Here is a 24,878-nt window from a genome sequence, read left to right on the forward strand (position 1 = left end):
GTCGGCGGGCTCAGCGTTCGTCGGCCGCGCCCAGCACCGGTTTGACGTCCAGGACCGGGGTGCCGTCGAGGGCCTCCAGGTCGGCCACCTCGACGCGCAGCCCGTCCACCGCCAGCACCCGCACCCGGTGCAGCCCGATCGGGTTGGGCCGGTGCGGGGAACGGGTGCTGAACACGCCGGTCTCCGGCCGGGTCTCGTCGCCGCGTGGGTGCACCGCCAGCACGTCGCGCCGGGCCCGGTCCAACCAGGTCAGCACCAGCAGCTCCGCGCCGACCCGCAGGTCACGCACTGCCCGCTCGACGTGCGGGTCGAAGACCAGCCACGCCGTCGGTGCGCCCTCGTCGCCCTGTCGTGGCGCGCTCGCCGCGTCGGTCAGCGGCGAGGCGACCCGGCCGACCGGGCGCAGAGGGTACGTCTCGTCCTGAACTGTCCCAGCCATGACGCTCCCTTGCCGACGGTGCGAGCCTACGGCGTTAGGATCGCGCATGGCCGCCGAGCACCCCACCCCCGCCGTCCGTCAGCTCCGCCTCGTGGTGGAGGCCGACGACTACGACGCTGCCGTCGCGTTCTTCCGTGACGCGCTCGGCCTGCCCGAGGAGGCGGCGTTCGTCGGCGACGGAGACGCCCGGGTGGTGATCCTGGATGCGGGCCGGGCCACCCTGGAGATCGCCAACCCGGCCCAGAAACGCATGATCGACGAGGTCGAGGTGGGGCGGCAGGTCGCCCCCCGCCTGCGGGTGGCCTTCGAGGTGGACGACGCCGAGGCGACTACGGCCCGGCTGGTCGCCGCCGGGGCGAGCGAGGTCGCGCCGCCGACGCGTACACCGTGGCAGTCGCTCAACTCCCGCCTCGACGCGCCCGCCGGCCTGCACATCACCGTCTTCCAGGAGTTGCTCGCGCCGGACGTGCGGGAGGGGACGCGGCATGCGGAGCCCGGACGTGACAGCGACAACTGAGTCCGGCAGTTCCCGGGCTGCCGCTCTCACCCCGGCGCAGACGGCGGCCCTGGCCCACGTCCGGTCCCTGGCCGTGGCCGAGCGGCGCGCCGCCCTGGACATCATCGCCCGGGAACTCACCGCCGCCGGCCTCCACGACCGGCCGGAAGAGCTGCTCGCCGCAGTGGTCCAGTGTGGTCGCCTGACCGTCAACTTCCACCCCGACCGGTTGTGCGTCGACGGGCGGACCGTCGTCGCCGCCCTGGCCGAGGACGGGGTGTACCGCAGCCAGTTCGTCACCGGAATCTCCAACGGCGGGCTCACCGCCTATCCGGGCGGAGACCGGGACCGTTGGGAACAACGGATGTTCGACGGCGCGTACCAGCGAACCGGGGTCACGGCGGCCGACCGCCCCACGTACGGCGGAATGAACCTGCTCGGTCACGCGGACGGCGCCTGTCCCCGATTCGGTTCCTGTCACCTGCGGCTGCGTCCGGCGGTGCTGACCCGGGCGACCTTCTGTCTCGGTGACAGCCACCTCGGTCCGCGGGTGGTGGGGACCGCCGACGCCTTCGAGGCGGTCCTCGCCGGGCTCCTGGTCGGTGTCGCCGCCACCGGTGAGTGTCTGGGACGCACCGGAACGGACGTCGGCACCTTCGTTCGGACGGTGCGGGACGTTCCGACCACGCCGGAAACTGTCGGTCGCGCGCTCGACGACTACGTGGAGGCCCAGATCCACGGCACCCTCGACCTCGCGCGCGATGTCGAGGAACTGGTGGTGGACAAGGCCTTCGCCGGCACCCTGACCGGGGCGACGCTGGAATCAATCGCTGAGCGGCACGGTTTCCCGCTGCTGTGGCACCCGGGCTTCGCGCTGGCCGTCGACCGGGTCGACGCCGAATTCCGAGGGCCGGCGATTCCGGTGCTGGCGGCGCGGCTGCATCGGGAGTTCGCCGGACCGGGCGAGCCGGTGGACGCGGCGCTGGTCGGGCGGGGCGCGGTCTCGGTGGTCACCGAGCCGGAGCGGTGGACCGACCGGGGTCCGGTCGCGGAAACCCTCCAGCACCTCAAGCAGCTCTGGCATGTCCTCGTCCGCTACGGCGAGCCACACGCCAATCTCACCCACAGTGCCGGGTCCGTCGGTCGCTCACGGTAGCGGCAAAACCGCCAGCCGCCCGCCTCCCCACCACGGTGAATTCGCCCTTTGCTCTGCACCCAGATCGGCGCCACGGACCTGAGCTGCGGATGAGCCGTTTCCGCCCCCCGTAGGCGTTCCGCACAGCCGTCACGCACGGTGTCTGGTGCGTGTGTGGGTGCAGAGCAAAGGGTGTGAACGGCGTCTGCCTCCGACCGCTGAATTCACCCTGCGTCACCATTGTCAGGTGTGACGGGCGACGAGCCGCGTCTGTCCGGTTCTGCGTCGTGACCGGGACCGCAGCCGGCCGACGCGAGGTCATTTCCGGAATGACCGACACGTGAACCTGGTTGTGTCCCCCGTACCGCCGGAGCCCAAACCCATTCCGCGGTCATCTCCCGAGGAGTGTTCACCCCGGAGCGCTTCGCACGATCGAAAGGGCAACCATCGTGAAGGTCGACTTCACTCGATGGCTCCCCGCCATCGCTAAGGACTCGTACCGCAAGACCGCGCTGAGCGTGGCGGGCGTGGCCGCCCTCGGCGGCCTGGCGCTCGCGCCGACCGCAGCCGCGGCCCCGGTCACCTCCGGACCGCACCAGGGCGCCGTCGCCGCCATCGACCTCGCCACCGGCAAGGCCGCCACCTCGGCACAGCAGAATGACGAGCAGCCCGTCGAGTCGGGCCTGACCACCGGTTCCGCCACCGGCAAGCCGCCGGAGGGCAAGCCGAGCCGTGCGCAGCTCATCCCGCACGGCATCGAGGGCGCCCAGTCGCGGGTCCCCCTCGACGACGCGCAGCTGGCCAACGCCCGGGCCATCGTCGACGCCGCCAAGAAGACCGGCGTCGGTGACCGGGGCGCGGTGATCGGCATCGCCACCTCGCTGCAGGAGTCGAAGCTGTACAACCTCGGCCACCTCGGCGCGTACAACGACCACGACTCGCAGGGCCTGTTCCAGCAGCGTCCGTCGTCCGGTTGGGGCACGCCCGACCAGATCACCGACCCGGAGTACGCCGCCACGGCGTTCTTCACCGCACTCAAGAACGTCGGCGGCTGGCAGGACCTGCCGCTGACCACCGCCGCGCAGACCGTGCAGGTCTCCGCCTTCCCGTACGCGTACGCGCAGTGGGAGGAGCAGGCGGCGGACATCGTCCAGCAGCTCTGGTGACGACACCCGCACATCCCGCGCCGGCCGGTCCCGTTCAGGGGCCGGCCGGCGTTCGTCGTGCCCTCAGCAGGCCGGGTAGAGACGGCGGGTGCCGACCCCGGCGGCGTACGCGTCCCGGTCGCTGAACCGGCAGCCGTAGTCGGGCCGGGCCACCACCGCCGGGTCGGTGACGGTGTCGCCGGCTGGGCGCTTGCCGGTGCGTACCCAGGACACCAGGTCGTCCCAGGCGGTGCCGGCCTCCGCCGGGGTGAACTCGCAGTGCTGCGTGGCCCGGATCGCCCGCTGAACCACCAGCTTGGCGCGACCGTGCCGCGCCACGTCGGTGGCGTACGCCTGCTCCATGCTGAACGGCACGAACAGGTCCCCCAGACCGTGCAGGCTGAGCACCGGCGCGGTCGGTCGGCCGGCGATCCGCGGCACCTCGGTCAACGTCGGCAGGAGCCGCTGCCGCAGGTTCTCCGGGGCGACCCGCCGCACCGTCGCGTTGATGTTGGCCGGGCTGTTCGGGGTGTAGCGGGTGAGCAGATTGGTGGACAGCTGGCCGGGCTGCTGGGCGGGGGAGTTGCCGCTGCTGGTGGGCACGCTGATCGAGAAGAGGAAGTCCTTCCACACCGCGAACGCGGCGTCTGCTCCCGGACGCGGCCCGCCGGAGCGGTTCACCGTGATCGCCCGCAGCTGCTTGCCCCGCTCGGTGGTGGTGTCCGGCCCGGTGGGGGTCAGCCCGGCCAGGCCGAGCGCCACCTGGATGCGCGGCACCGCGTTGGTCAGGTAGTCGGCCGGCGTGGGATAGGCCGGCACCCCGGCGAGCGCCTGCGCGACCAGGTTGTAGTCCAGGTAGAAGTCGAGAAGCGTCTGATCGCCGAGCACCCCGCACATCGGCAACGCGCCGTCGTAGAAGCCGGGATACTGCTCCAGCGAACGACCGATGACGTACCCGCCCATCGACACCCCGGCGACGTAGGTGTGCTGCGGTCGGCGGACCGTCCGCGCGAAATGGTCGGCGAGGTCCTTCGTGCCCAGCACACCGGAGCGGATGTCGAAGCCGTTGCGGTCGTACGAGGACGACGCCCACGCGTACCCCTGCTCCAGGAGTCGCTGGCGCAGCCCGAAGCCCGGCGGCTCCGGCGAGAGCACGGTGCCCTGGCCACGGTAGCCGTGCGCCCACATCACCAGGTCACCGTTCCACCGGGCGGGGACCTCGATGAGGTACCCGGCGTGGCGGTGCACTCCCTGGCGTACCGTCGTCGGTTTGCCGCCGACGACCAGCGGCGCCAACGGCGGATTCTCGATGGTGTAGCCGGGCAGCGGCTCGCCGCCCCTCGCGTCGCGGCCGGTGGCGCCGGCCGGTGCGGCACCGACCAGCCCGACCGCGAGGGTCAGCGTCGCGGTGGCGGCGAGCAGCCGGCGGAGGGTACGAACGGGTGTGGACAGCATCGATGCTCCCCATCGGACGGATGTCGCCCGGGGGCGACCAGCGGGACGGTTGCCTACCGGCCGGTAGCGTCCTGAACCTAGAACCGCCGTCGACCAGTGTCAATGGGTACGCTGACCGGCGGCTCAACCACGACTGTCCGGCCGAACCCGGTCGTCGGGGTCGGTGGGCCGATCGGGTTGACTGGTCGCCGTGGACGAGTCGATCTGGGAGGCGGCCCGGGTGTCGCGCAGCTGGCTGGACGCGGCGAACGGCACCGGGCAGACCGAGCTGACCTGCCGCATCCTCAAGCTGACCGAAGAGGCGGGGGAGGCGTCGGCCGCCTGGATCGGTCTGCTCGGGCAGAATCCGCGCAAGGGTGTCACCCACACCCGCGATGACGTGGCGGCGGAGCTGGCCGACGTCGCCTTCACCGCGCTGGTGGCCATCGAGAGCCTGGGTCTGGACGCGCAAACGGTCCTGGACGCCTGCGCCGCGAAGGTGCGTTCCCGCCTGGCAGACCAGGACCGTCGGTAGCGTCCGGTTACGCCCACCCACCCTTGCCGGGCCATGGCAGGCCGACCGCATCTGGGCGAATGCGCGCCTGATGCTTCCGTGCTCGACTTGGGTTTCCCTGACAGCGGGCTGTCCCGTCGTCCGGGACACCCCGCTGTCAGTGGATCATCCCGGTGAGGGCGGTTCGACACCGACCGTCCGCCATTGCCTGGGTGGTTTGTCGGGTTGTGGGGGTCAGTGGGTGGTGACCGGGCGCACCCGCAGGCTGGAATCATGGCCGGGCCGGGGTCGTTACACATCCTGACGATCGCAGCACCACCGAGTGGGCCCCGGGCGCTGAGCCTGGTCGCGCAGGTCGGAATGCCAGCCTCCACCCGGTCGTTACAGTCCCCACGACCGACCCGGCACCGCCTCCACGAGGGCGCCGATGGATGGGCCACCCCGGAATGACCCCGGCCCCCCGGTCGTTACACCTGGACCCCCGGTGCCACGAGCCCCCCGCTCGCAGGCCGCCGACCCCTCAGACTTTCCCCGTTTGTTTGTGCAGCGCCGGACGAGGTGCTCACACCCGTGCGTCCCCCGACGTGTGGGTGTTCTTACCCCCGAAGGAGCTACCCCCATGAACACGATCATGCGTAAGAGCGTGCTGTCCGTTGCTGGTCTCGCGTTCGTCGGCGGTGTGTTCGCCGGCCCGATCGCCCACGTGGCCAACCAGGCCGACACCAAGCCGGCCGCGGTCACGGTGCAGGCTGACAAGCCCGACATCAGCAAGCTGATCCCGCACGGCACCCAGGGCGAGCAGTCGCACATCTCCTTGAACGACGAGCAGACCGCCAACGTCAAGGCGATCATCGCCGCGACGAAGAAGGCCGGCCTGCCTGAGCGCGCCGCGGTCATCTCCATCGCGACGAGCCTGCAGGAGTCGAAGCTGGAGAACCTGGGTCACCTGGGTGATATGAACGACCACGACTCGCTGGGCCTGTTCCAGCAGCGCCCGTCCAGTGGTTGGGGTACCCCGGAGCAGATCACCGACCCCGAGTACTCCACGACCGCGTTCCTCAAGGGCCTCAAGCAGGTCGACGGGTGGCAGGACATGCCACTGACCGTGGCCGCGCAGACCGTGCAGGTCTCGGCCTACCCGGACGCCTACGCCCAGTGGGAGCAGCAGGCCGCTGACCTGGTCGCCCAGTACTGGAACAGCTGACCCGGATTCGCACGACCAAACAGCAAGACCACCGCACGACTCCGACCGCTGGCCGGCACCCGCAACACGGGGTGCCGGCCAGCGGCATTCCTGCTGTCGCCGTGCAGGTCGCTAGCCATACCACGCGCGCCCGCGACCACCGGTCGCCGTCGCCGATCACCCGTCGCATCCCCCGCCGTCCGTCGCCTCCCGCCCCCGTCTGCCGCCGTCCGCCGTCCGCTGTCCGCCGTCCGCTGTCCGCCGTCCGCTGTCCGCTGTCCGCTGTCCGCTGTCCGTCGCCCGTCGCCCGTCGCCCGTCGCCTGCCGCCTGCCGCCTGCCGCCTGCCGTCCACGGTCCGCGGTCCGTTGCCTGCCGTCCGCTGTCCCCGCCTGCCGTCCGCCGCCCCTGGCTGAGGGGGCCGGAATCTCGCGCTCCAGGGGTGTGGGGAGGCGGATGGTGTCGTCTGACCGGCGGTGTCCGGAGATCTTGGACAGTTTCCGTTCGGGGCGAACGGAAACTGTCCAAGATCTCCGTCGGCGACGTAGCGGAGTGGCGTGATCGGCGCCGAGTGATCCGATCGGCCGGCGGGTACGTACCCCTGGACGGGGACCGGCGGAGGGACAGAGGCATGGCCGCAGTGGGGAACGGCGTGGATCGCGAACCGGGGTTGGGGCCGGAACCCTCCGGTGCGACCGCGCCGGAGCGGTGGTCGACCGGGGTTCGCCTGTTGGTGGCTGCCGCCGTCGTCGTGCTGCTGCTGGGTGCGGCGGCGGTGGCCGTGATCGTTGCCGATCCCGGCCGCCTCGGCATGACCTACTCCAGCCAACCCGACGGCACCCGCCCGGACGGCACCCGCCCCGACGGCACCCGGCCCGGTGGCGACGGTCGTCCGGGGGACGGCGCTGACCCGGACGCGTCCGACGGTCGCCGCGGCGGTGGGGGTGCTGCTGCCGAGCAACTGCTGACAGCGCCGGTGGCCGGTTGGCGAAAGGGCACCTTCGTGCTCGCGGACGGGTTGACCTCGTTCGAGCTGCGGGTGACCGAGTTGGGCGAGGACCTGTACCGGATCAGTGTCCCGGCCGGCTCGGGGGTGGCGGGACGTCCGACGGTACGGGGGGAAACAGCCCGGCTCGACCTCGTGGAATCCGGGACGCGTGGGCCGCGCGCCGTGCGGGTGTTGCTCAACGAGCGGGTCGCCTGGCGTCTGCACCTCGTCGGTGGGGTGAGCAGTCAGGTGCTGGATCTGAGCCGGGCCCGGCTGCTGGGCGTGGACCTCGCCGGTGGTTCCAGCTGTACCGAAATTCTCCTGCCACCGATCACCGCGGCCGGCCCGGACGACCTCGCCGGTCCGACCTCAGGCAGCCTGACCGTGCGACTCACCGGCGGGACCAGCCAGCTCGACGTCCGGGTCCCCGGGGAGACGCCGGTTCGGGTGCGGGCGGGAGTCGGCGCCGGCTCGGTGGTGGTACGCGACGAGCGTTGGGACGGGGTGGCCGCCGGCTCGGTGCTGGGTACGCCGGGATGGGACCGGTCGGCCGAGCGCCTGTACCTGGACCTGGTCGCCGGTGCCAACAGCGTGATCGTGTCCTCCAGCAACCGCTGACCCGCGTCGCCAAGCCTGCGCCGTCAAGCCCGCGTCGCCAAGCCCGCGTCGCCAAGCCCACGGGCTGGTGACGCCTGTCGGCCCTGGCGGGAAGGGCCGCTGACGCAGGTGGGCGTGAGCGTACAGTCGGGCGGTGGAGCGTACTGAATCAATGCTGGCGCAGACCCGACCGCCTGGCGTGGCCGACGTCGACCCCGGCAGTGTGTTGTTGCCCGGCCACGACGTGCCGTTGGGTCGGTACACCACGGTGCGGCGGCTGCTTCCGCAGCGCGCCCGCCGGATGGTCGGCGCGTGGTGTTTCGTTGATCATTTTGGCCCGGACGATGTGGCGCAGCGGCCCGGCATGGAGGTGCCGCCGCACCCGCACACCGGGCTGCAGACGGTGACCTGGCTGCTCGACGGTGAGATTCTGCACCGGGACAGCCTCGGCAACGTCCAGCCGATCGTTCCCGGCCAGCTGAACGTGATGACCTCCGGGAACGGCATCGCCCACTCGGAGCGGTCACCGGCCACCCACCCGCCGGTGATGCACGGCGTGCAGTTGTGGGTGGCGCTGCCGGATCCGGCGCGCGCCGGGGCGGCCGACTTCGCGCACCACGCCGACCTGCCCCGCTGGCGCGACGGCGACCTGGACGGCACGGTGCTGGTCGGCGAGTTCGCCGGGGAACGGTCACCGGCGGTGGTGCACACCCCGCTGGTGGGGGCGCAGCTGGAGCTGCGCGGCGAGGCGCCGGCGACGATGTCGTTGCGGCCCGATTTCGAGTACGCCGTGCTGGCGATGTCCGGGTCCGCGGAGGCGTCCGGGGTCGGGTTCGAGCCGGGGGCGCTGCTGTATCTGGGTTCGGGCCGCCGGGAGTTGACGGTACGCGGCGGGGCGGGGGCCCGGTTGCTGCTGCTGGGCGGTACGCCGTTCGAGGAGCCGTTGGTGATGTGGTGGAACTTCGTGGGCCGGTCGCACGAGGAGATCGCCGCCGCCCGGGAGGACTGGATGGCCGGTGACGCACGCTTCGGTGTGGTCGCCGACGATCCGGCGCCGCCGCTGCCAGCGCCCGCGCTGCCCACGACCCGCCTCAAGGCCCGTGACCGCACCGGTGGCCTGCACGGCTGACGCCCTCACACCTCGTCGATCTTGCAGTTTCGGTCCCCGGAATGTCGATCCTGCGGGCTTTTGCCGCGACAGAAACTGCAAGATCGGCGGGAGGGGGGGCGGGGCGGGGCGGGCCGGGCGGGGGGGTGTGTGGCCGGGGGCGGCGCGGGTAGTCGCTGGGATGGCGACCAGTTTGATCACCCCGGTGGAGGACCGTAAACGTCTGGCGCGCCGGCTCGCCGGCAGCGGGCGGGGCTTCGCCGAGCAGTACGGGTTCCGGGTGACCAACAACCCGGCGAGCCTGTTCCAGGTGCTGTGTCTGTCGGTGCTGCTGGCCCGTCGTGGTGACTTCCGGCGGGCGTTGGACGGGGCGCGGGCGTTGCGGGACGAGGGGTGGGACAGCGCCGCCCGGCTGGCTCGTTCGCTGCACGAGGACCGGGTGCGGGTGTTGCGCGCCAGCGGCCAGCGCGGCGACGTGGACGGGCTCGCCAGCGTGCTGGGTGACCTGGCCCGGACGGTGGTCGAGCGGTACCGGGGTGATCTGCGCCGGTTGCGGGCGGTGGCGCACCACGACCCGGTCCGGGAGCGGGCGCTGCTCGCCGAGCTTCCAGGGGTGGACAACCACGTCGTCGACCTGTTCCTGCGCGAGGCTCAGGCGTTGTGGCGGGAGGTGGCCCCGGTCGCCGACCGGCGGGCGTTGGCTGCCGCGCGCCGACTCGGGCTGGGCAGGTCGGCCGACGACCTGGCCGGCCTGGCCAGTGGCGAGTCGGAGCAGTTGGCCTGGCTGGTGGGGGCGTTGGCCCGGGTCGACCTGGAGCACCGGTACGCGGAGGTGAGCGGTCGGCGGTGACGTGCCCTGGCCCACACTTCCGCAAATTCTGACCAAACGGGGGATGTTCTGTCGTATGGTTGGACCCGGCAGTGCTGGCCGCTCGGTTCGGGCGGGCCTCCACCGCCTGGTGACCGCGACCGGTTCGGATGCGGTTCACCGCCTGGGCAGGCTTGCGTGGCGCCCTCGGTCGCGGTTCGTGACCAGGGGCGCCCGCCTGTCCCGGCCCTTCGATCGGCCCCGCCCCGTGTCGCGCTCCGGGGGACCGGCCAGCCGGTGTCGTCATCGCGCCAGACCCGCCAGCAGGTTCACTGTCACGGCGATGATGAACGCGCCGAACAGGTACGACACCATCGAGTGGCGCAGCACCGTACGACGCATCTCGTTGCTGGTCAGGTTGGTGTCGGAGACCTGGAACGTCGTCCCGATGGTGAACGCGACGTACGCGAAGTCGGAGTAGCGCGGCGGTTCGGGTTGGTTGAAGTTCACCCCGCCATCCGGGCCCGTGTAGTAGATCCGGGCGTACCGGGCGGCGAACACTGTGTGCACCACGAACCAGGAGAGCACGACGCTGAGCACGCCCAGGCCGCTGTGCAGTTCCCGGGCGAGTCCGGGGGGCGCGCTCTGCGCGCTGGCCACCACCAACCCCACGGCGAGCAGGCTGGCCAGGCAGGCGAAGAGCAGCAGGGCGTCCCGGACCGCCCGGTTCGGGTCCTCGTGCACGGCCAGTTGGGCGGTCCGCTCGGCGTCCATCGGCCAGATCTTGTGCCAGATCAGCACGAGCCAGCTGAGCGCGCCCACGTCCCAGCCGGCCAGCGCGGCGAGCGGCAGCGGCAGCACGAGCGCGAAGGCGCAGCCGGCGACGACCCCGACCACCGCCACGACGGCGAGCTGCCGCGCGGCGGGGAAGCGCACATCCATCGGCCGGGACGGGCCACCGGTGTAGGTCATCGGTGACGATTCCTTCGCCGGGCTGTGGGCGTCACCGCTGGGTCAGATGCCGCGCAGGTGCTGCGAGACCCGGTTGTGCTTCTTGTCCCGGGCCTGCTCGGCCCGCTGGGCGGGGCCGACCTCGGGCGCGGCCTCGATCCCGGCGGACCGGGCCACCTCGGTACCGTTGGCGTAGTCGACCGGCGGCAGGGCGCGCAGCGCCTTCAGCACGTCCGGCGGGGCGCCCTCCCGTTCGGCCTCGCGGACCACGTCGTCCTTCTCGGCCGGGTAGTCCAGGCTCGACAGGTACTGCAGGACGTCGGCGTAGCTCGCCATGGCGTGGGCTCCCTCGGGCATCGATGTGGTGACGACCGACGGCGGTTACCCGTCTGCCGGCCGGTCACGCCCACCCGCCGGGGGTAACCGGGTGCCGTTTCTCCCCGTCCGTCGTGGGTACCCGCTGACGCCGACGCGACCCAAGGGAGTACGCGATGAACTACGACACCTTCATCGACCAGGTTTCCCAGCGCACCGCGACGTCGTCCGAGCGGGCGGTCGAGCTGACCCGGGCCGTGTTGGAGACGTTCGCCGAGCGGTTGACCGGCGGCGAGGTTCTGGACCTGGCCGCCCAGTTGCCCCAACCGCTGCAACTCGTGCTGAAACCGAGCCCGAGCACCGAGCAGGCGGACCGGTTCGGCGCGGCGGAGTTCGTGGCCCGGGTCGCGGTGCGCGCCGGGGTGCAGGAGCCGGCCGCCCGGGACGCCAGTCGGGCGGTTTTCACCACCCTGCGCGAGGCGATCACGGGCGGTGAGTTCGATGACGTGGCGACTCAACTGCCGCGTGACTATCGGGGCCTGGTCGAGCAGGCGATGGCCCCGGGAGCGACGCTGCGCCGCGGCTGACCGCGCCCGTTCCGGGTACGCACAGCGGTTTACCAGGGCAACCATCGATGTCCCGCTTGGCGCGGTGATTCAGCCTGGCCTAACCTTGTCGTGCGAGGGGAGTACTTCCCACGAACCATTCCGGTCAGTACGGCGCGCCCGGCGCGCCTCGGGTGGTTGCCCATCAGGTGGTGGGTGAAGGAGACCTCGAACATGACGGTGTTCGAGGAGACCCCATATGAGCCAAGTGTCGTATCTGTCCGCTGCCAGTGACCTGTCGTCGGTGGGCACGCCCACGCTGTGGGCGGTCACCATCATCGGGGTCATCCTGCTGCTGGTGCTGGACTTCCTGGTCACCCGTCGCCCGCACGAGGTCTCCATGCGGGAGGCCGTCGGCTGGTCGGCGTTCTACATCGCGCTGCCGCTGGCGTTCGGCGCCTGGATCTGGTCCCGCTTCGGCTCCCAGCAGGGCGTCGAGTACCTGACCGGTTACCTGGTGGAGAAGTCGCTCTCGGTCGACAACCTCTTCGTCTTCATGCTGCTGCTGGCCGCGTTCGCGGTGCCGGCGGTGCTCGCCCAGCGGGTGCTGCTCTACGGCATCGCCGGCGCGCTGGTGCTGCGGGCCGTCTTCATCGCCCTCGGCGCGGCGGCGTTGCAGACCCTCGACTTCGCCTTCCTGCTCTTCGCGATCATCCTCATCGCCACCGCGGTGAAGCTGCTGCGCGACGCCTTGTCCGGGCATCAGCAGGAAGTCGACATCAACAAGATGCGGTCGGTGAAGCTGCTGCGCAAGATCATGCCGGTGGTCGACGAGTACCACGGCACCAAGATGACCGTGCGGCAGGGCGCGAAGCGGGCGCTCACCCCGTTCGCCCTGGTGGTGGTCGCGGTGCTGGCCACCGACATCGTCTTCGCCGTCGACTCGGTGCCCGCCGTCTACGGCATCACCGAGGACCCGTACCTGGTCTTCGCCACCAACGCGTTCGCCCTGCTCGGCCTGCGGGCGCTCTACTTCGTCCTGCACGCGGCGCTGAGCCGGCTGGTGCACCTCAGCTACGGTCTGGCCGTCATCCTGGCGTTCATCGGCCTCAAGCTGGGTCTGCACTGGGCGCACGGCATCTGGGAGGGTGTGCCGGAGATCCCCACCCTGGCCTCGCTCGGCGTGATCATCGGTGTGCTGGTGGTCGTCACGGTGACCAGTCTGCGCGCCACCCGCGGCGGCGACCTGCCCGCGGACCGCGAGGTCGTCGCGAAGCGGCACTGACCGCGCCGCGCCAGCCGACGAGGGGGTACGCGGGAAAGCTCCCGCCCCGGCCGGGGCGGATGGTACGACTGTGCAATGGGAATCGTGTCACCCGGCTTTCAGGGCCGGCCCCGAACGCAGGAGCCGGCCCTGCCACCCGGTCAGTACCTGACCGAGGACTTTCCGGTGCTCTCGGCCGGCCCGACGCCCCGGGTGTCCCTGGACACCTGGGAGTTCGTCATCTCCGCCGAGAACGGCAGCGAGCACCGGTGGTCGTGGCAGGAGTTGATGGCCCTGCCGCAGGAGACGCCGACGGTGGACATCCACTGCGTCACCCGTTGGTCCAAGCTCGGCACCAGCTGGCAGGGCGTCTCACTGGACACGCTGCTCGCCGACGTCGACACCGGGGCGCACTTCGCGCTCGCGCACTCCTACGGCGGGTACACCACCAACCTGCCGCTGGACGACCTGCGTGGCGGCCAGGCGTGGGTGGTGCACACCTTCGACGGCGCCCCACTGCCCGCCGAGCACGGCGGGCCGGCCCGACTGCTGGTGCCGCACCTGTACTTCTGGAAGTCCGCCAAGTGGGTGCGCGGCCTGCGGCTCAAGACGATGGACGAGCCGGGGTTCTGGGAGACCGCCGGCTACCACGACTACGGCGACCCGTGGCGCGAACAGCGGTACCAGGGTGACTGAGCGCGCCGTGGCGACGAGCACCCAGCGTCGAACCCCGAACCGCTGGCAGGTGGGCCGGCTGGTGGAGCGCCGGGTGGAGACGGCGACCGCGCAGACCCTGGTGCTGGAGGTGCCGGACTGGCCGGGGCACCTGCCCGGACAGCACGTCGACCTGCGGCTCACCGCCCCGGACGGCTACCAGGCGGCTCGCTCGTACTCGATCGCCGGGCCGGCCGTCGACGGGCCCGGCGGCCCGCGCATCGAGGTGACGGTGCAGCGGGTGCACGACGGCGAGGTGTCCCCGTACCTCATCGATGTCTTTTCCGCCGGCGACCCGGTGGAGGTGCGCGGACCGCTCGGTGGCTGGTTCATCTGGCGCTCCGAGGAGACCGCGCCGGTGCAGCTCGTCGCCGGTGGTTCCGGCATCGTGCCGCTGATGGCGATGATCCGGGCCCGGCGGGCGGTGGGCAGCAAGGCCCCGTTCCGGCTGATCTACTCGGTGCGCACCCCCGCCGACGTCATCTACGCCGACGAGCTGCGCCGCCGGGTCCGTGACGACTTCGGGCTGGACGTCGCGTACGTCTACACCCGCGAGGCGCCCGAGGGCTGGCGCGGCGAACCGCACCGGATCGGCCTGGCCGACGTCAACACGCACGGGTGGCCCCCGGATCTGGAACCGCTCACCTACGTCTGCGGCCCGACCGCGTTCGTGGAGACCGTCGCCGACCTGCTGGTGGGGCTGGGGCACCCGTCACGCCGGGTCAAGACCGAACGCTTCGGCCCCACCGGCTGACGCCCGCCCTGTCGAGGAGATCCGATGACCGAGATGTCGTACCTGGACGGCAACATGCTCGACGGCCCGATGCGTGAGCTGTTCACCGTCGACCTGAGCAGCGCGATGGGCCGCTGTGAGAACTGCGGGATGACCGGCTCGATGGCCAGCCTGCACGTCTACTCGCACGCTCCGGGCCTGGTCGCCCGCTGCCCCTCCTGCGAGGAGGTGATGGTGCGCCTGGTGCGCGGGCCGGACCGGGCCTGGCTGGACATGCGCGGCACCACCTACCTCCAGGTGCCGATGCCGATGGAGCAGCCGTTCCCCGGCCCGCTCTGACGGGTCGCTCGCCCGGCTGAGGCGCCCCGGTCGTACAGGGCCTGCCACACCGGGGCCAGGCTGAGTCCTTCCTCGGTGAGCCGACGCTGGGGCTGGGGTGTGGCAGCGCCCTACCGGGGATGACACCGCCGAAACTCGGGTGCGGTCGACCTGGCACACCCCTAGGCTCCCGCTCCGACGGCCGGCACGGCGTCCGGTCGGATGGGAGACGAGCGCTGCGATGACCGCACACCTGTTCGCGATCAGCTTCGACGCGCGTGAGCCGTTGCGGCTCGCCCGCTTCTGGTCCGCGCTGCTGGGTCGGGAGATGGTGGAGGATCCGCAGGACGGCGTCCTGGTCCTGCCGGGAGCCGACCCGGAACTGCGCCTGCGCTTCGTGCCCTGGGATCAGCCGAAGGTCGTCCAGAACCGGATGCACTTCGACCTGACCAGCAGTTCGCTGGAGGACCAGCGGCAGACGGTGGCCAGGGCGTTGGATCTCGGCGCGCGGCACGCCGACATCGGGCAGGGCCCGGAGATCGATCATGTGGTGCTCGCCGACCCCGAGGGCAACGAGTTCGACGTCATCGCACCGGGCAACAATTTCCTCGCCGGCTGCGGCTTCGTCGGTGCGCTGGCCTGCGACGGATCGCCGGCGGTGGGGTACTTCTGGAGCCGGGCGCTCGGGTGGCCGCTGGTCTGGGACGAGGGCGAGGAGACCGCCATCCAGTCACCGAACGGCGGCACGAAGATCACCTGGGGCGGTCCGCCGTACATGCCGAACGGCGGCCGGGACCGGGTGCGTTTCGATCTCGCCCCGGCCGCTGGGGTCGACTGGCAGGTCGAGGTCGACCGTCTGCTCTCACTCGGTGCGACCCGGCTCGGCACCGACCCGGACGGAACGGGCCGTCTCGCGCTGGCCGACCCTGATGGTCAGGAGTTCAGCCTGCTGATGCCTCGCTAGCGGCGACCAACGCCTGCGTGATCGCGCTCGATCAGTGATGTGGTGGTCACGTGCGCCGCCGGATGCCACTACATCCTTGTTCGAGCACGATCACGCGACGTTCGAGCACGATCACGGAACCGCGGGCGCCACGCACCGGCCGGCCGGTTGGACAACGGCGGCAGCGGTCGGTCAGAGTGGTCGGCCGTGAGATACCTGCGTAGCGGTGGTCCCGCCGCGATCCGGCGGCCCCGGCCCACCGACTCCGACGAGTTCGTCGCCGCCGCGCGGCGCAGTCGGGACCTGCACCATCCGTGGTTGGCCGCGCCGGCCACCCCCGAGGAGTACGACCTCTACCTGCGCCGGATCCGTCGCCGCGACAGCGCCGGTTACCTGATCTGCGACCGGGCCAGTGGCGCGATCGCCGGCTACGTGAACATCAGCGGCATCGTGCTCGGCGCGCTGCGTGGTGGCTTCCTGGGGTACGCGGCGTTCCTGCCGTACAGCGGGACCGGGCACGCCTCGGCGGGCATCGCCCTGGCGATCGACCACGCGTTCACCTCGGTCGGTCTGCACCGGCTGGAGGCGAACATCCAGCCGGGCAACGAGCCGTCGCGGCGGGTGGCCCGCAAGCTCGGTTTCCGGCTGGAGGGTTTCTCCCCGGACTACCTGTTCATCGACGGCGCCTGGCGCGACCACGAACGCTGGGCGATCACCGCGCCCGCCCTCGCCTGACCGCTGGAGCGCTCCGAAGGTCGGGGACGGTCGCAGCGACCACGTTCGGCTGCGGTGCGAGCCGGGCGCGGGTGTCGCGTCGGACGTTTGTCCGGGGCGTCGACGGGAAACGGCCCGCAATGACGAAACCTCGTGTGGTGATCGTGGGGGCCGGGTTCGCCGGTTACCACGCGGCGAAGACGTTGAGCCGGATCGCCAGGGACCGGGCCGAGATCGTGGTGCTGAACTCCACCGACTACTTCCTGTACCTGCCGCTGCTGCCCGAGGTGGCGGCCGGGGTGGTCGAGCCCAAACGGATCGCGGTGCCGCTGACCGGGACGCTCAAGGGCGTACGCGTGGTGATCGGCGAGGCGGACCACGTCGACCTGCAGAACCGCTGGGTCGGCTTCACCCAGGCCGAGGGGGAGAAGAACCGGCTGGCGTACGACCGGTTGGTGCTCGCCGTGGGCAGCGTCAACAAGCTGCTGCCCATCCCGGGGGTCACCGAGTACGCGCACGGCTTCCGCGGCCTGCCCGAGGCCGTCTACCTGCACGACCACATCGTTCGTCAGATCGAGCTGGCCGAGCAGGCCGAGGACCCGGCCGAGCAGCAGGCCCGTGCCACGTTCGTGGTGGTCGGTGCGGGCTACACCGGCACCGAGGTCGCCGCGCACGGGCAGCTGTTCACCGACGCGCTGCACGCCCAGCGGCCCCGGCTCACCGTCCGCCCCCGCTGGATGCTGCTCGACGTCGCGTCGCGGGTGCTGCCGGAGCTGGACAAGCGGATGTCGGACACCTCGCACAAGGTGCTCAACCGGCGTGGGGTGGACGTGCGGATGGGCACCTCGGTGGCCGAGGCGACCTGCGACGGGGTGAAGCTCACCGACGGCGAGTACGTGCCGACCTGCACCCTGGTGTGGTGTGTGGGGGTGCGCCCCGACCCGTTCGTCAACGAGCTGGGTCTGCGGACCGACCGGGGTCGACTGGTCACCGACGAGTTCCTCAACGTCCCCGGCTACCCGGAGGTGTTCGCCTGCGGCGACGCCGCCGCGGTGCCCGACCTGGTCAACCCGGGCAAGGTCTGCGGGATGACCGCCCAGCACGCGCAGCGGCAGGGCAAGCGCGCGGCGTACAACATCGCCGCGTCCTACGGGTTCGGCAAGCGCAAGCCGTACAAGCACCACGACCTGGGCTGGGTCGTCGACCTCGGTGGCAAGGACGCGGCGGCGAACCCGTTGCAGGTCAACCTGGCCGGGTTGCCGGCCAAGGCGGTCACCCGGGCGTACCACCTGATGGCGATGCCGGGAAACCGCACGCGGGTCAGTGCCGACTGGGCGTTGGACGCCGCGTTGACCCGCTCGGCCGTCCAGTTGGGGTTGGTGCCGGCGAACGCGGTGCCGTTGGAGAGCACCACGCCGGAGGTCGCGACCCGGATCCGCTGAGAGCGGTCACCCGGCCGGTCGCCGGGGAGGAGAGCGTCGTAGCCGCGCCGGTCAGTCGGTGGAGCCGGCCGGTCGTCCCGGCCGTGCGGCCGGACCGGCCGGCGGGGCGGGCCGCAACCGGCGCGGGCCGTACTCGCGCAGCAGGGTCTGGATGATGCCGGCGGCGGGGATGGCCAGCAGCGCGCCGAGCAGACCGGCCAGTTCCGCCGCGAGCAGCACGCTGACCAGCACGGTCAACGGGTTCAGCCGGACCGCGCGGGACAGGATGAGCGGCTGGAGCAGGTGGTTCTCCACCTGTTGGTAGACCACGAAGAAGACCAGCACCACCACTCCGGCGGTGGGGGAGTGCAGGAAACCGGCACCGGCCGCGATCACCGCGCCGAGCGTCGCCCCGACCAGCGGTATCAGGTCGGCGACCGCCACCAGCAGGGCGATCACGGCTGCGAAGGGCACGCCGGTGAGAGCCAGCACCGCGTAGGTCAGCGCCCCGCAGATCACGCTGATCAGCAGGTTCCCGGTGAGGTAGCCGGTGACGGTGCGCGACACCTCCCGGCCCACCCGACGCAGCCGCTCGCCCTGACCGTCCCCGGCCGCCGCGAGCAGGCCGCCGGTGATCCGCGGCGCCTCCAACACCATGAGGTACGCGAGCACGACGACAGTGACCAGCCCGGCGATCGACTCGACGACGCCGCGCAGCACGCCGACCGCGGGTTGGCGCAGCTGCCCGCCGAAGCCGCGCAGCTGCTCGGAGTGTTCGCTGGCGTAGCGCCGCGCCCCGGTGCGCTCCAGCAGCTGCCCCACCGGGCCCCGCCCGGCGCGGGCGTCGCGCACCAGCTCGGGGGCCCGGTCGGCGAAGCGGCTCAACTCCCCGAACAGCGGCACCAGGATGAGCGCGGCCAGGATCGCCAGCAGCACGAACGCGGCGAGGAACACCAGCAGCGTGGCCAGCGCCCGACGGCGGACAAGGCGACGTTGCAACCGGTCGACGAGGGGTTTGAGCGCGACCGCGAAGAACGCGGCGAGCACCGCCCAGACCAGCACCCGGCGGGTCGCGTACACGAAGCCCAGCGCGAGGGCGGTCGCCAGCACCAGACCGATCACGACCAGGGTGCGACGCGCGGTGCCCCGGACGTCGGTGTTGCTCATCCGGCGCGCCTTCCCCGCGCAGACCGTCGGAAACCCGGCACGGCGGGCGCAACGGCGATCAGCGCCCGGAGGTGCCGTCCGCGTCGGTGACGGGGTGGGCCCCGGCGACGAACGTGTCGAGCGCGGCGGCGTGCAACAGACCCCCGGGCACCGGGTCACGCAGGGCGGCCACCGCCAACCGGGCGACCGGCAGCCCGCCGGGGCGGGAGGTGGCGGCCAACACCAGATTGCCGTACCGGCGGCCGCGCAACATCCGCCGGTCGCCGACCACGCACACGTCGGCGAAGACCGCCCGCAGCGTGGCCACCTGCACCCGGGTGCCGACAAGTGGCGGCAGGTCGGTGACGTTGAGCAGGTACAACCCGTCGGGGCGCAGGACGCGGGCCACCTCGGCGACGAACTCGACGGTGCGCACGTGCCGGGGCATCCGGGCCGCCCGGTAGATGTCGGCGATCACCAGGTCGTACCGGTCGTCCGGGGTGGCGGTCAGGGCGTCCCGGGCGTCGGCGACCTCCACCCGCACCTGCGGCGGCAGCGGCGGCAGCTCCCGGGCCACCAGGTCGACCACCGCCGCGTCCCGCTCGACGACCCGTTGCGGGGAGCCGGGCCGGGTGGCAGCCAACCAGCGGGGCAACGTCAACGCCCCGCCGCCCAGGTGCAGGACGCTCAGCGGCGCACCGGCCGCGGCCGCCACGTCCACCGCCGAGGCGATCCGCCGGACGTACTCGAAATGCAGGTGGCGCGGATCCTCGAGATCCACGTACGACTGCTCGACCCCGGCGGACAGCAGTGTCCGCCCGGTCCGGCGGACCGGGTCGGCGACCAGTTCCAGCCGGTCGGCGGCGCGGTTCATGTCCGGCACGCTAGCCGAGCCCATGGCCCACCCGGCCGGTGGCCCGGCACGGCCGACGGACCGGCGGACCGGGTTCGCCCCGGCCCGCCGGCCCGCCATGTCGCGGTTGTCCGGTCAGCTGCCGGCCATCCCGGCTCCCACCTCGTCGATCGCGTCGTCGATCTGGCGGGCGAGGTCCACGTCGAGCGCGGTCACCCCGTTGGCCTGGTTGGTCCGCACCGTCAACACGGCGGCGGTGTCGCCCGGACGCCCGATGCTCGGGCCGCGGCCGTTGTCCTGGCGCAGCCGATCCAGCCGGGCGAGCACCCGGTCCAGGTTGTCCGGCGGCAGCGCGACCACCCGGTAGAGGCCCTGGCTGTCGCCGGACCAGTAGGGCAGGTCGTCCAGCGCCGCGCTGATCTCGTCGTCGTCCAGGGTGGGTGTGGTGGTGGAGGCGCCCACCAGACCGCCGCCGGCCTCCGGCGGGTTCAGCAGGTCGCGCAACCCGTCGGGTACGTGCAACGACTCGACCAGGTCGCTGTCCTGCTCGGCGAGCGCGGCGATCGTCGCCTCCGCCTGGTACCGGGCCTGTTCCGGGGTGTTGCCGCTGATCCGGCCCACCTCGGCCAGGAAGCCGGGCAGGTCCCGGTGCCGCTCGATGCCGTCGACCGGCAGCACGTCGTGCAGCGACGACGGCACGGCGGCGAGCAGCCGCTGCCGCTCGGCGGCCTCCAGGGCGAACGCGAGCACCAGCACTGTCGCCTCGGTGCCCACCTTCGCCGTCTTGAAGTCGACCCCGGCGCGACGCCGGACCTCGTCGACCAGGTCGTGGTAACCCATGCTGCTCACCCCGGCCGCGCCGCCCGGCGGGGACGGCTGCGGACGCGGGTTGTCGGCGCTACCGACCGGCGGCGGTGCCGGCCCGCCGCGGGTTGTATCCGACTTGTGCGGTCCGGCCGCTGGTGGGCCGGCCCGCTTGCCCGCATCGAGGCTCGTGAGCTGCTTGGAGGCGCTCAGGCTGGCGCCGATCTCGCTGGGCTGGCGACTCTGTTCACGGGCCTGCCGGGCCAACGCCCGGCGCCGCTGGTTGTCGCCCTCCATCTGCTTGCGCATGGTGGCACCCCTTCCGCTGGGGATCGTGCCTGCGCCAGTCGCCTTCCCGCCGTTCCAGAGAACGAAACGGCGGCCGCCGGCCGGGTCGGCCCGGCCTCCGCCACGCTTCATCCGCCGGGGGTGAGGGGTGCTCACCCGCACGTCCCGCAGGATCGGGTCAGGACCGGAGTTCTTCCGAGGTACACGGAAGGAAGGTCGTCATGAAGGAAGTTGTCGAGATCGTCCCCGCCCGACCCGGTTGGTACGCGCGCTGGCAGCTCACGCCCGAGGTCACCAGGTGTTACCCGGTGAGCCTGTGGGCGCTGCTGGAGGAGGCCGACGGAACGGGCCGCGAGGTGATCGGGATGGACTGCATCGGTCAGTGGCCCGGCGCGGACGACAACGAGGCGGGTGGGCAGTTCGTCCGCTACCTGTACCAGACGCCCGATTCGGGGGAGCCCGAGGACGTCGATGAGACCCCGGTCGGCGATCTGCGTGCCGACGGCCCCCGGCTCCAGCCGATGACGGCGCCCTAGACATTCCTCCGGCCCCCGACCCCAGGTCCCAGGGTCGGGGGCCATCCCCGAACGGATCCGGGGACGGCCGGCGGATCAGCCGATGGCGCGCACGTCGTCGGAGTACGCCACGGCCAGCAACTCACTCAGGCCGGTGCGGTCGAGCATCCGCTGCAAGTGGGGACTGACCCCGGTCAACTGGATCGCCCCGGCGGCACGGTGCACCACCAGCAACGCGCTGAGCCCGGAGGAGTCGCAGAGGGTCACCCCGGTCAGGTCGACCAGCACCGGGACACCGTTGCGCAACTCGGCCGCCGCGGCGATCAGCTCGGGCGCGGTGTCGTAGTCGAGCTCGCCGGTCAGCCGGAGTCGGACGTGCCCGGCGGCGAGCCGGGTTGTCTCGATGGTCAACGGCTGATCAGGCATCCCACCATTCTCCTTGCCAGCCGACAAAACGCAAAGCGGGGCGGTGACCGCGCACCCGTGTCCCTGGTGTGGCGTCCGCCGCCGTGTCGGTGCCCCCCACCTGCCGTGGGATGCCGCTGTCCGTGTTCGGGCGTAGGGTGGGCTGGAGACTTTTGACAGTGGACGCCGGTTCCGGCACGGGTTCGGTGAACGACAAGGAGTGAGGCTCAGCTGGTGACTGCTTCCGACGTCAGGGACTGTGACCCGGGCGACGGACGGCTCTCCACGCCGAGCACGACACGACCCTCGGCGTGGTCCGCCGACGTTCGCCGCACCACGACGGCCCTGCCGCCACTGGCCCCCGACCGGGGTCAGGCCCCACCCGACTGGTTCGAGGTCGTCGAGCATTTCCGTGAGGGCCTGGTGGTCTGCGACGCCGACGGCGTGGTGCGCCACGTCAGCCCGGTGGCCGAGCGGCTGCTGCCCGAGGTGACGTCCGGCGAGCCGCTCAGCTCCGCCGGTGTGCCCGGCCTGAGCGAGGACGCCCGCGGCGGCTTCACCCATCGTGGGCGTCGGCTCACCGCGCGCCGGGTGCCCCTCTCCGGTGCCCGTTGCTGCTGGTACGTCGAGGACGTCACCGACAGCGTCAGCCGTGCCGACGCGCTGCTCGCCGAGCGAGCCCGCTCGGCGTTCCTGGCCGTGGTCGGCGACAAGCTCGGCAACCCGCTGCACCCGGACCGGGCCGCCGCCGCTGTCGTCCGACTCGCCGTGCCGACCCTGGCCGAGGTGGCGGTGCTGGTGCTGGCCCCGCGCGGGGGGCGCGCCCGCTGGTGGCGGGCCTCGCGCACCGACGACGACGCGCCAGCGGTGGACAGCGGCGTGCTGGTCGGCGGCGAGCTGCCGACAGCCATCGCCGACGGGCTGACCGGGGCCGAGCCGCACGCGGTGGACTGGCTGGTCGAGCAGGCGGTCGACGCCGGGTGGCTGCCGGGGCTCGCCGACACCGAGACCGTCGCCCGGGTCGTCCCGCTGCCGGGCCGCGACGCCCCCGTCGGTGTGCTGCTGGTGGCCCGCCGCGCCACCCGCTGGTACGACGAGGACGACGTGGAGCTGGTCCGCGCGTTCGCGGCCCGCGCCGGTGCGGCGTTGACCACCGCGCTGCTCTACCGCGACCAGGCGGAGGTGGCCGACACCCTTCAGGCCAGCCTGCTGCCGGTCGAGCCGGTCGAGGCCGTCGGTGTGCAGTGGGGCACCGCGTACCGCCCGGCGCAGGCGGGGCTGCGCATCGGCGGGGACTTCTACGGTTCGCACCGGCTCACCGACGGTGGCTCGGTGTTCTTCCTGGGCGACGTGTCGGGCAAGGGCGTCGAGGCCGCCGTCTTCACCGGCCAACTGCGCCAGTGCCTTCAGGCGCTGCACCGGCTGGAGTCGAACCCCGCGCGGTTGCTGCGGCTGCTCAACGACGCGCTGCTCGAGACCACCCAGGCGCACGGCCAGGGCCGCTTCGCCACGATCGTGCTCGGCGTGGCCCGCCCGGAGCGCGACGGTGGCCTCACCCTCACCATGGCCGGCGGCGGGCACCTGCCACCACTGGTGCTGCGCGCCTCCGGCGAGGTGGAGACGGTGCCGTTACGCGGCATGCTGATCGGGGTGGTGTCCGACCCCCGCGTCGGGGAGGTGACCGTGCGGCTGGCACCGGGCGAGACCTGCCTGCTCTACAGCGACGGCGTGACCGAGGCCCGGGGCGGCCGGCGCGGCGACGAGCAGTTCGGCCCCGAGCGGTTGGTCACCGCGCTGACCGGTTGCCAGCGGATGCCCGCGCCGGCCCTGGCCGAACGGGTCGAGCAGGTCACCTGCGACTGGCTGGCCCAGGGCGACCACGACGACATCGCCGTGCTGGCGTTGCGGGCGGCCGGCCCGGGCGGGCGCGGAGGGCGGCACCTGCACTCGGTGCCCGCCGGTATCGACCGGACAGAGGAGACCGACGCGTGACCACCGCCATGGCCGCCCCCGACCTCGGTGAGGCGTACTCCGGCTACCTGGACCACCTCGCCGACGCTGACGAGTACGCCGCCACCGACCTGGCGATCGGCCTGCTGGACGCCGGCGTCGCGGCGGAACGGGTGCTGCTCGACCTGGTCGCTCCCGCCCAGGCCGAGGTGGGCGAGCGGTGGGCGCGCAACGAGTGGAGCGTCGCCCAGGAGCACGCGGCCACCCACATCAGCGAGCAGGTGGTGGCGGCGGTGTCGGCGCACGTGAAGCCGCGGCCGACCGGCGGTCGGGTGGTGGTCGCCTGCATGGACGGCGAGTGGCACGCGCTGCCGCCCCGGCTGGTGGCCGAGGTGCTGCGGTTGCGCGGGTGGCAGGTGACCTTCCTGGGGGCCAGCGTGCCCGCCGCGCACCTCGTGTCGTATCTGCACCGCTACGACGCGCACGCGGTCGCGTTGGCGTGCGCGCTGCCGATGCGCCTGCCGTACGCCCACCGGATGATCGAGGCGTGCCGCCGTTCGGACGTGCCGGTGGTGGTCGGCGGGCGCGGGTTCGGTGCTGACGGCCGGTGGGCGGGCCGGCTCGGGGTGGCCTGGGCGCCGGACGCGCCCTCGGCGGCCGAGTTGATCGCCGACGAGCGGGCGCTGCGCGGGGCGCCGCCGGCCCGGCTGGCCCACCTGGCCGACGACGAGTACCCGAGCCTCCTGCGTCGTCGGGGTGAGTTGATCGACAGCGCGTTGGCGGAGCTGCGGGAGCGGGTGCCGGCGACCCGGGAGTACACCGCCGCGCAGCTCGACGCGACAGTGAGCGACCTGGGCCACATCGTTGACTTCCTGGCCGCCGCGGTCTACGTCGACGACGCTTCGCTGTTCACGGAGTTCGTGCAGTGGCTGTCGGGGATTCTGCTCAGTCGTGGGGTGCCCGTCGGGGCGATCGCCCTGCCGCTGGAGCACTACGCCGGCGCGTTGCGGGACTTTCCGCGGGCGGCGCGGGCGCTGGCGCTGGGATCGGCGACGCTGCCTGGCAGGCCCCGCTGACCGACCCACTGGTGGCTCCGGATCGATCACCGCGCTCAGCGGCGGCACGGTCAGCTCTGCGTATACTTGCCGGACTGC

27 protein-coding genes are annotated in these 24,878 nt (G+C 72.3%); 19 read left to right on the forward strand and 8 right to left on the reverse strand.

All coding sequences use genetic code 11. The annotated features are described in order from the left end of the window. Positions 1-10: 10 nt before the first annotated feature. Entirely contained in the window at positions 11-439 is a 429-nt protein-coding gene (gene tsaA / locus AB0C03_RS25570) for a tRNA (N6-threonylcarbamoyladenosine(37)-N6)-methyltransferase TrmO (RefSeq protein ID WP_210866288.1), read from the reverse strand. Between the two features lie 46 nt (positions 440-485). Here tsaA and AB0C03_RS25575 point away from each other — a divergent pair, with 46 nt between their 5' ends. The 3 genes from AB0C03_RS25575 to AB0C03_RS25585 all read left to right on the forward strand — a co-directional run bounded on the left by AB0C03_RS25575 (position 486) and on the right by AB0C03_RS25585 (position 3,236). Next, entirely contained in the window at positions 486-956 is a 471-nt protein-coding gene (locus AB0C03_RS25575) for a VOC family protein (RefSeq protein ID WP_030332538.1), read from the forward strand. After that, positions 940-2,091: a DUF3626 domain-containing protein gene (locus AB0C03_RS25580; RefSeq protein WP_357639304.1), complete on the forward strand. Its 1,152-nt coding sequence runs from the start codon at positions 940-942 to the stop codon at positions 2,089-2,091. Before AB0C03_RS25575 ends, AB0C03_RS25580 begins: the two co-directional genes overlap by 17 nt. A 428-nt stretch (positions 2,092-2,519) precedes the next feature. Continuing rightward, the gene (locus AB0C03_RS25585) at positions 2,520-3,236 is read left to right on the forward strand and encodes a hypothetical protein (protein ID WP_030332540.1); all 717 of its coding nucleotides are present in this window, start codon (positions 2,520-2,522) and stop codon (positions 3,234-3,236) included. Between the two features lie 63 nt (positions 3,237-3,299). On the opposite strand, the gene AB0C03_RS25590 is transcribed toward AB0C03_RS25585, so the two are convergent. Continuing rightward, on the reverse strand, positions 3,300-4,670 hold the full coding sequence (locus AB0C03_RS25590; protein WP_357639307.1) for an alpha/beta hydrolase family protein: 1,371 nt from the start codon (positions 4,668-4,670) through the stop codon (positions 3,300-3,302). A 190-nt stretch (positions 4,671-4,860) separates the two neighbouring features. On the opposite strand from AB0C03_RS25590, the gene AB0C03_RS25595 reads away from it, so the two are divergent. The 5 genes from AB0C03_RS25595 to AB0C03_RS25615 all read left to right on the forward strand — a co-directional run bounded on the left by AB0C03_RS25595 (position 4,861) and on the right by AB0C03_RS25615 (position 9,887). After that, positions 4,861-5,184 carry a MazG-like family protein gene (locus AB0C03_RS25595; protein ID WP_030332544.1) on the forward strand — a complete coding sequence of 108 codons (324 nt, stop codon included), beginning with the start codon at positions 4,861-4,863 and terminating at the stop codon, positions 5,182-5,184. A 598-nt stretch (positions 5,185-5,782) separates the two neighbouring features. Beyond that, the gene (locus tag AB0C03_RS25600) at positions 5,783-6,367 is read left to right on the forward strand and encodes a hypothetical protein (RefSeq protein WP_357639310.1); all 585 of its coding nucleotides are present in this window, start codon (positions 5,783-5,785) and stop codon (positions 6,365-6,367) included. Between the two features lie 608 nt (positions 6,368-6,975). Then, on the forward strand, positions 6,976-7,950 hold the full coding sequence (locus AB0C03_RS25605; protein ID WP_357639313.1) for a hypothetical protein: 975 nt from the start codon (positions 6,976-6,978) through the stop codon (positions 7,948-7,950). Positions 7,951-8,083: 133 nt separating this feature from the next. Next, positions 8,084-9,058 carry a pirin family protein gene (locus AB0C03_RS25610; RefSeq protein WP_030332548.1) on the forward strand — a complete coding sequence of 325 codons (975 nt, stop codon included), beginning with the start codon at positions 8,084-8,086 and terminating at the stop codon, positions 9,056-9,058. Between the two features lie 160 nt (positions 9,059-9,218). After that, positions 9,219-9,887, forward strand: a complete 669-nt coding sequence (locus tag AB0C03_RS25615) for a hypothetical protein (RefSeq protein WP_210867017.1) — start codon at positions 9,219-9,221, stop codon at positions 9,885-9,887. A 261-nt stretch (positions 9,888-10,148) separates the two neighbouring features. On the opposite strand, the gene AB0C03_RS25620 is transcribed toward AB0C03_RS25615, so the two are convergent. Both AB0C03_RS25620 and AB0C03_RS25625 read right to left on the reverse strand, forming a co-directional pair. After that, on the reverse strand, positions 10,149-10,817 hold the full coding sequence (locus AB0C03_RS25620) for a DUF1345 domain-containing protein (protein ID WP_210859667.1): 669 nt from the start codon (positions 10,815-10,817) through the stop codon (positions 10,149-10,151). A 42-nt stretch (positions 10,818-10,859) separates the two neighbouring features. Beyond that, a complete protein-coding gene (locus tag AB0C03_RS25625; protein WP_030332551.1) occupies positions 10,860-11,132 on the reverse strand; it encodes a DUF2795 domain-containing protein in 273 nt (90 codons plus the stop codon). Between the two features lie 155 nt (positions 11,133-11,287). On the opposite strand from AB0C03_RS25625, the gene AB0C03_RS25630 reads away from it, so the two are divergent. The 8 genes from AB0C03_RS25630 (at position 11,288) to AB0C03_RS25665 (ending at position 17,784) form a co-directional block, all read left to right on the forward strand. Next, positions 11,288-11,698: a DUF2267 domain-containing protein gene (locus tag AB0C03_RS25630; RefSeq protein ID WP_030332553.1), complete on the forward strand. Its 411-nt coding sequence runs from the start codon at positions 11,288-11,290 to the stop codon at positions 11,696-11,698. A 217-nt stretch (positions 11,699-11,915) separates the two neighbouring features. After that, a complete protein-coding gene (locus tag AB0C03_RS25635; protein WP_030332554.1) occupies positions 11,916-12,941 on the forward strand; it encodes a TerC/Alx family metal homeostasis membrane protein in 1,026 nt (341 codons plus the stop codon). A 75-nt stretch (positions 12,942-13,016) separates the two neighbouring features. Continuing rightward, on the forward strand, positions 13,017-13,616 hold the full coding sequence (locus tag AB0C03_RS25640; RefSeq protein ID WP_030332555.1) for a sulfite oxidase-like oxidoreductase: 600 nt from the start codon (positions 13,017-13,019) through the stop codon (positions 13,614-13,616). Between the two features lie 7 nt (positions 13,617-13,623). Next, positions 13,624-14,388 carry a ferredoxin reductase gene (locus tag AB0C03_RS25645; protein ID WP_357639525.1) on the forward strand — a complete coding sequence of 255 codons (765 nt, stop codon included), beginning with the start codon at positions 13,624-13,626 and terminating at the stop codon, positions 14,386-14,388. A gap of 24 nt (positions 14,389-14,412) precedes the next feature. After that, positions 14,413-14,706 carry a DUF6510 family protein gene (locus tag AB0C03_RS25650; protein WP_210859668.1) on the forward strand — a complete coding sequence of 98 codons (294 nt, stop codon included), beginning with the start codon at positions 14,413-14,415 and terminating at the stop codon, positions 14,704-14,706. A 220-nt stretch (positions 14,707-14,926) separates the two neighbouring features. Then, on the forward strand, positions 14,927-15,649 hold the full coding sequence (locus tag AB0C03_RS25655; RefSeq protein ID WP_357639320.1) for a VOC family protein: 723 nt from the start codon (positions 14,927-14,929) through the stop codon (positions 15,647-15,649). Positions 15,650-15,835: 186 nt separating this feature from the next. Beyond that, the gene (locus AB0C03_RS25660) at positions 15,836-16,363 is read left to right on the forward strand and encodes a GNAT family N-acetyltransferase (protein WP_357639323.1); all 528 of its coding nucleotides are present in this window, start codon (positions 15,836-15,838) and stop codon (positions 16,361-16,363) included. A 119-nt stretch (positions 16,364-16,482) separates the two neighbouring features. Continuing rightward, the gene (locus AB0C03_RS25665) at positions 16,483-17,784 is read left to right on the forward strand and encodes an NAD(P)/FAD-dependent oxidoreductase (protein ID WP_357639326.1); all 1,302 of its coding nucleotides are present in this window, start codon (positions 16,483-16,485) and stop codon (positions 17,782-17,784) included. A gap of 51 nt (positions 17,785-17,835) precedes the next feature. On the opposite strand, the gene AB0C03_RS25670 is transcribed toward AB0C03_RS25665, so the two are convergent. The 3 genes from AB0C03_RS25670 to AB0C03_RS25680 form a co-directional block, all read right to left on the reverse strand. Further along, complete coding sequence (locus AB0C03_RS25670) at positions 17,836-18,930, reverse strand: AI-2E family transporter (protein WP_210867001.1); 1,095 nt, start codon at positions 18,928-18,930, stop codon at positions 17,836-17,838. Positions 18,931-18,988: 58 nt separating this feature from the next. Then, positions 18,989-19,783, reverse strand: a complete 795-nt coding sequence (locus AB0C03_RS25675) for a spermidine synthase (protein WP_357639330.1) — start codon at positions 19,781-19,783, stop codon at positions 18,989-18,991. A 114-nt stretch (positions 19,784-19,897) separates the two neighbouring features. Further along, positions 19,898-20,875 (reverse strand): DUF2267 domain-containing protein, encoded by a 978-nt coding sequence (locus tag AB0C03_RS25680; protein ID WP_030332568.1) that lies wholly within the window; start codon positions 20,873-20,875, stop codon positions 19,898-19,900. Between the two features lie 200 nt (positions 20,876-21,075). Here AB0C03_RS25680 and AB0C03_RS25685 point away from each other — a divergent pair, with 200 nt between their 5' ends. After that, positions 21,076-21,390: a hypothetical protein gene (locus AB0C03_RS25685; RefSeq protein WP_030332569.1), complete on the forward strand. Its 315-nt coding sequence runs from the start codon at positions 21,076-21,078 to the stop codon at positions 21,388-21,390. 75 nt (positions 21,391-21,465) lie between these two features. Here AB0C03_RS25685 and AB0C03_RS25690 read toward each other — a convergent pair whose 3' ends face one another. Continuing rightward, on the reverse strand, positions 21,466-21,795 hold the full coding sequence (locus AB0C03_RS25690; RefSeq protein ID WP_210863418.1) for an STAS domain-containing protein: 330 nt from the start codon (positions 21,793-21,795) through the stop codon (positions 21,466-21,468). Between the two features lie 213 nt (positions 21,796-22,008). On the opposite strand from AB0C03_RS25690, the gene AB0C03_RS25695 reads away from it, so the two are divergent. Both AB0C03_RS25695 and AB0C03_RS25700 read left to right on the forward strand, forming a co-directional pair. Continuing rightward, positions 22,009-23,766 (forward strand): PP2C family protein-serine/threonine phosphatase, encoded by a 1,758-nt coding sequence (locus tag AB0C03_RS25695; RefSeq protein WP_357639335.1) that lies wholly within the window; start codon positions 22,009-22,011, stop codon positions 23,764-23,766. 8 nt (positions 23,767-23,774) lie between these two features. Further along, positions 23,775-24,800: a cobalamin B12-binding domain-containing protein gene (locus AB0C03_RS25700; protein WP_030332579.1), complete on the forward strand. Its 1,026-nt coding sequence runs from the start codon at positions 23,775-23,777 to the stop codon at positions 24,798-24,800. The last annotated feature ends 78 nt before the right edge of the window (positions 24,801-24,878 follow it).

This window comes from Micromonospora parva (genome assembly GCF_040649675.1).
Classification (GTDB): domain Bacteria; phylum Actinomycetota; class Actinomycetes; order Mycobacteriales; family Micromonosporaceae; genus Micromonospora; species Micromonospora parva.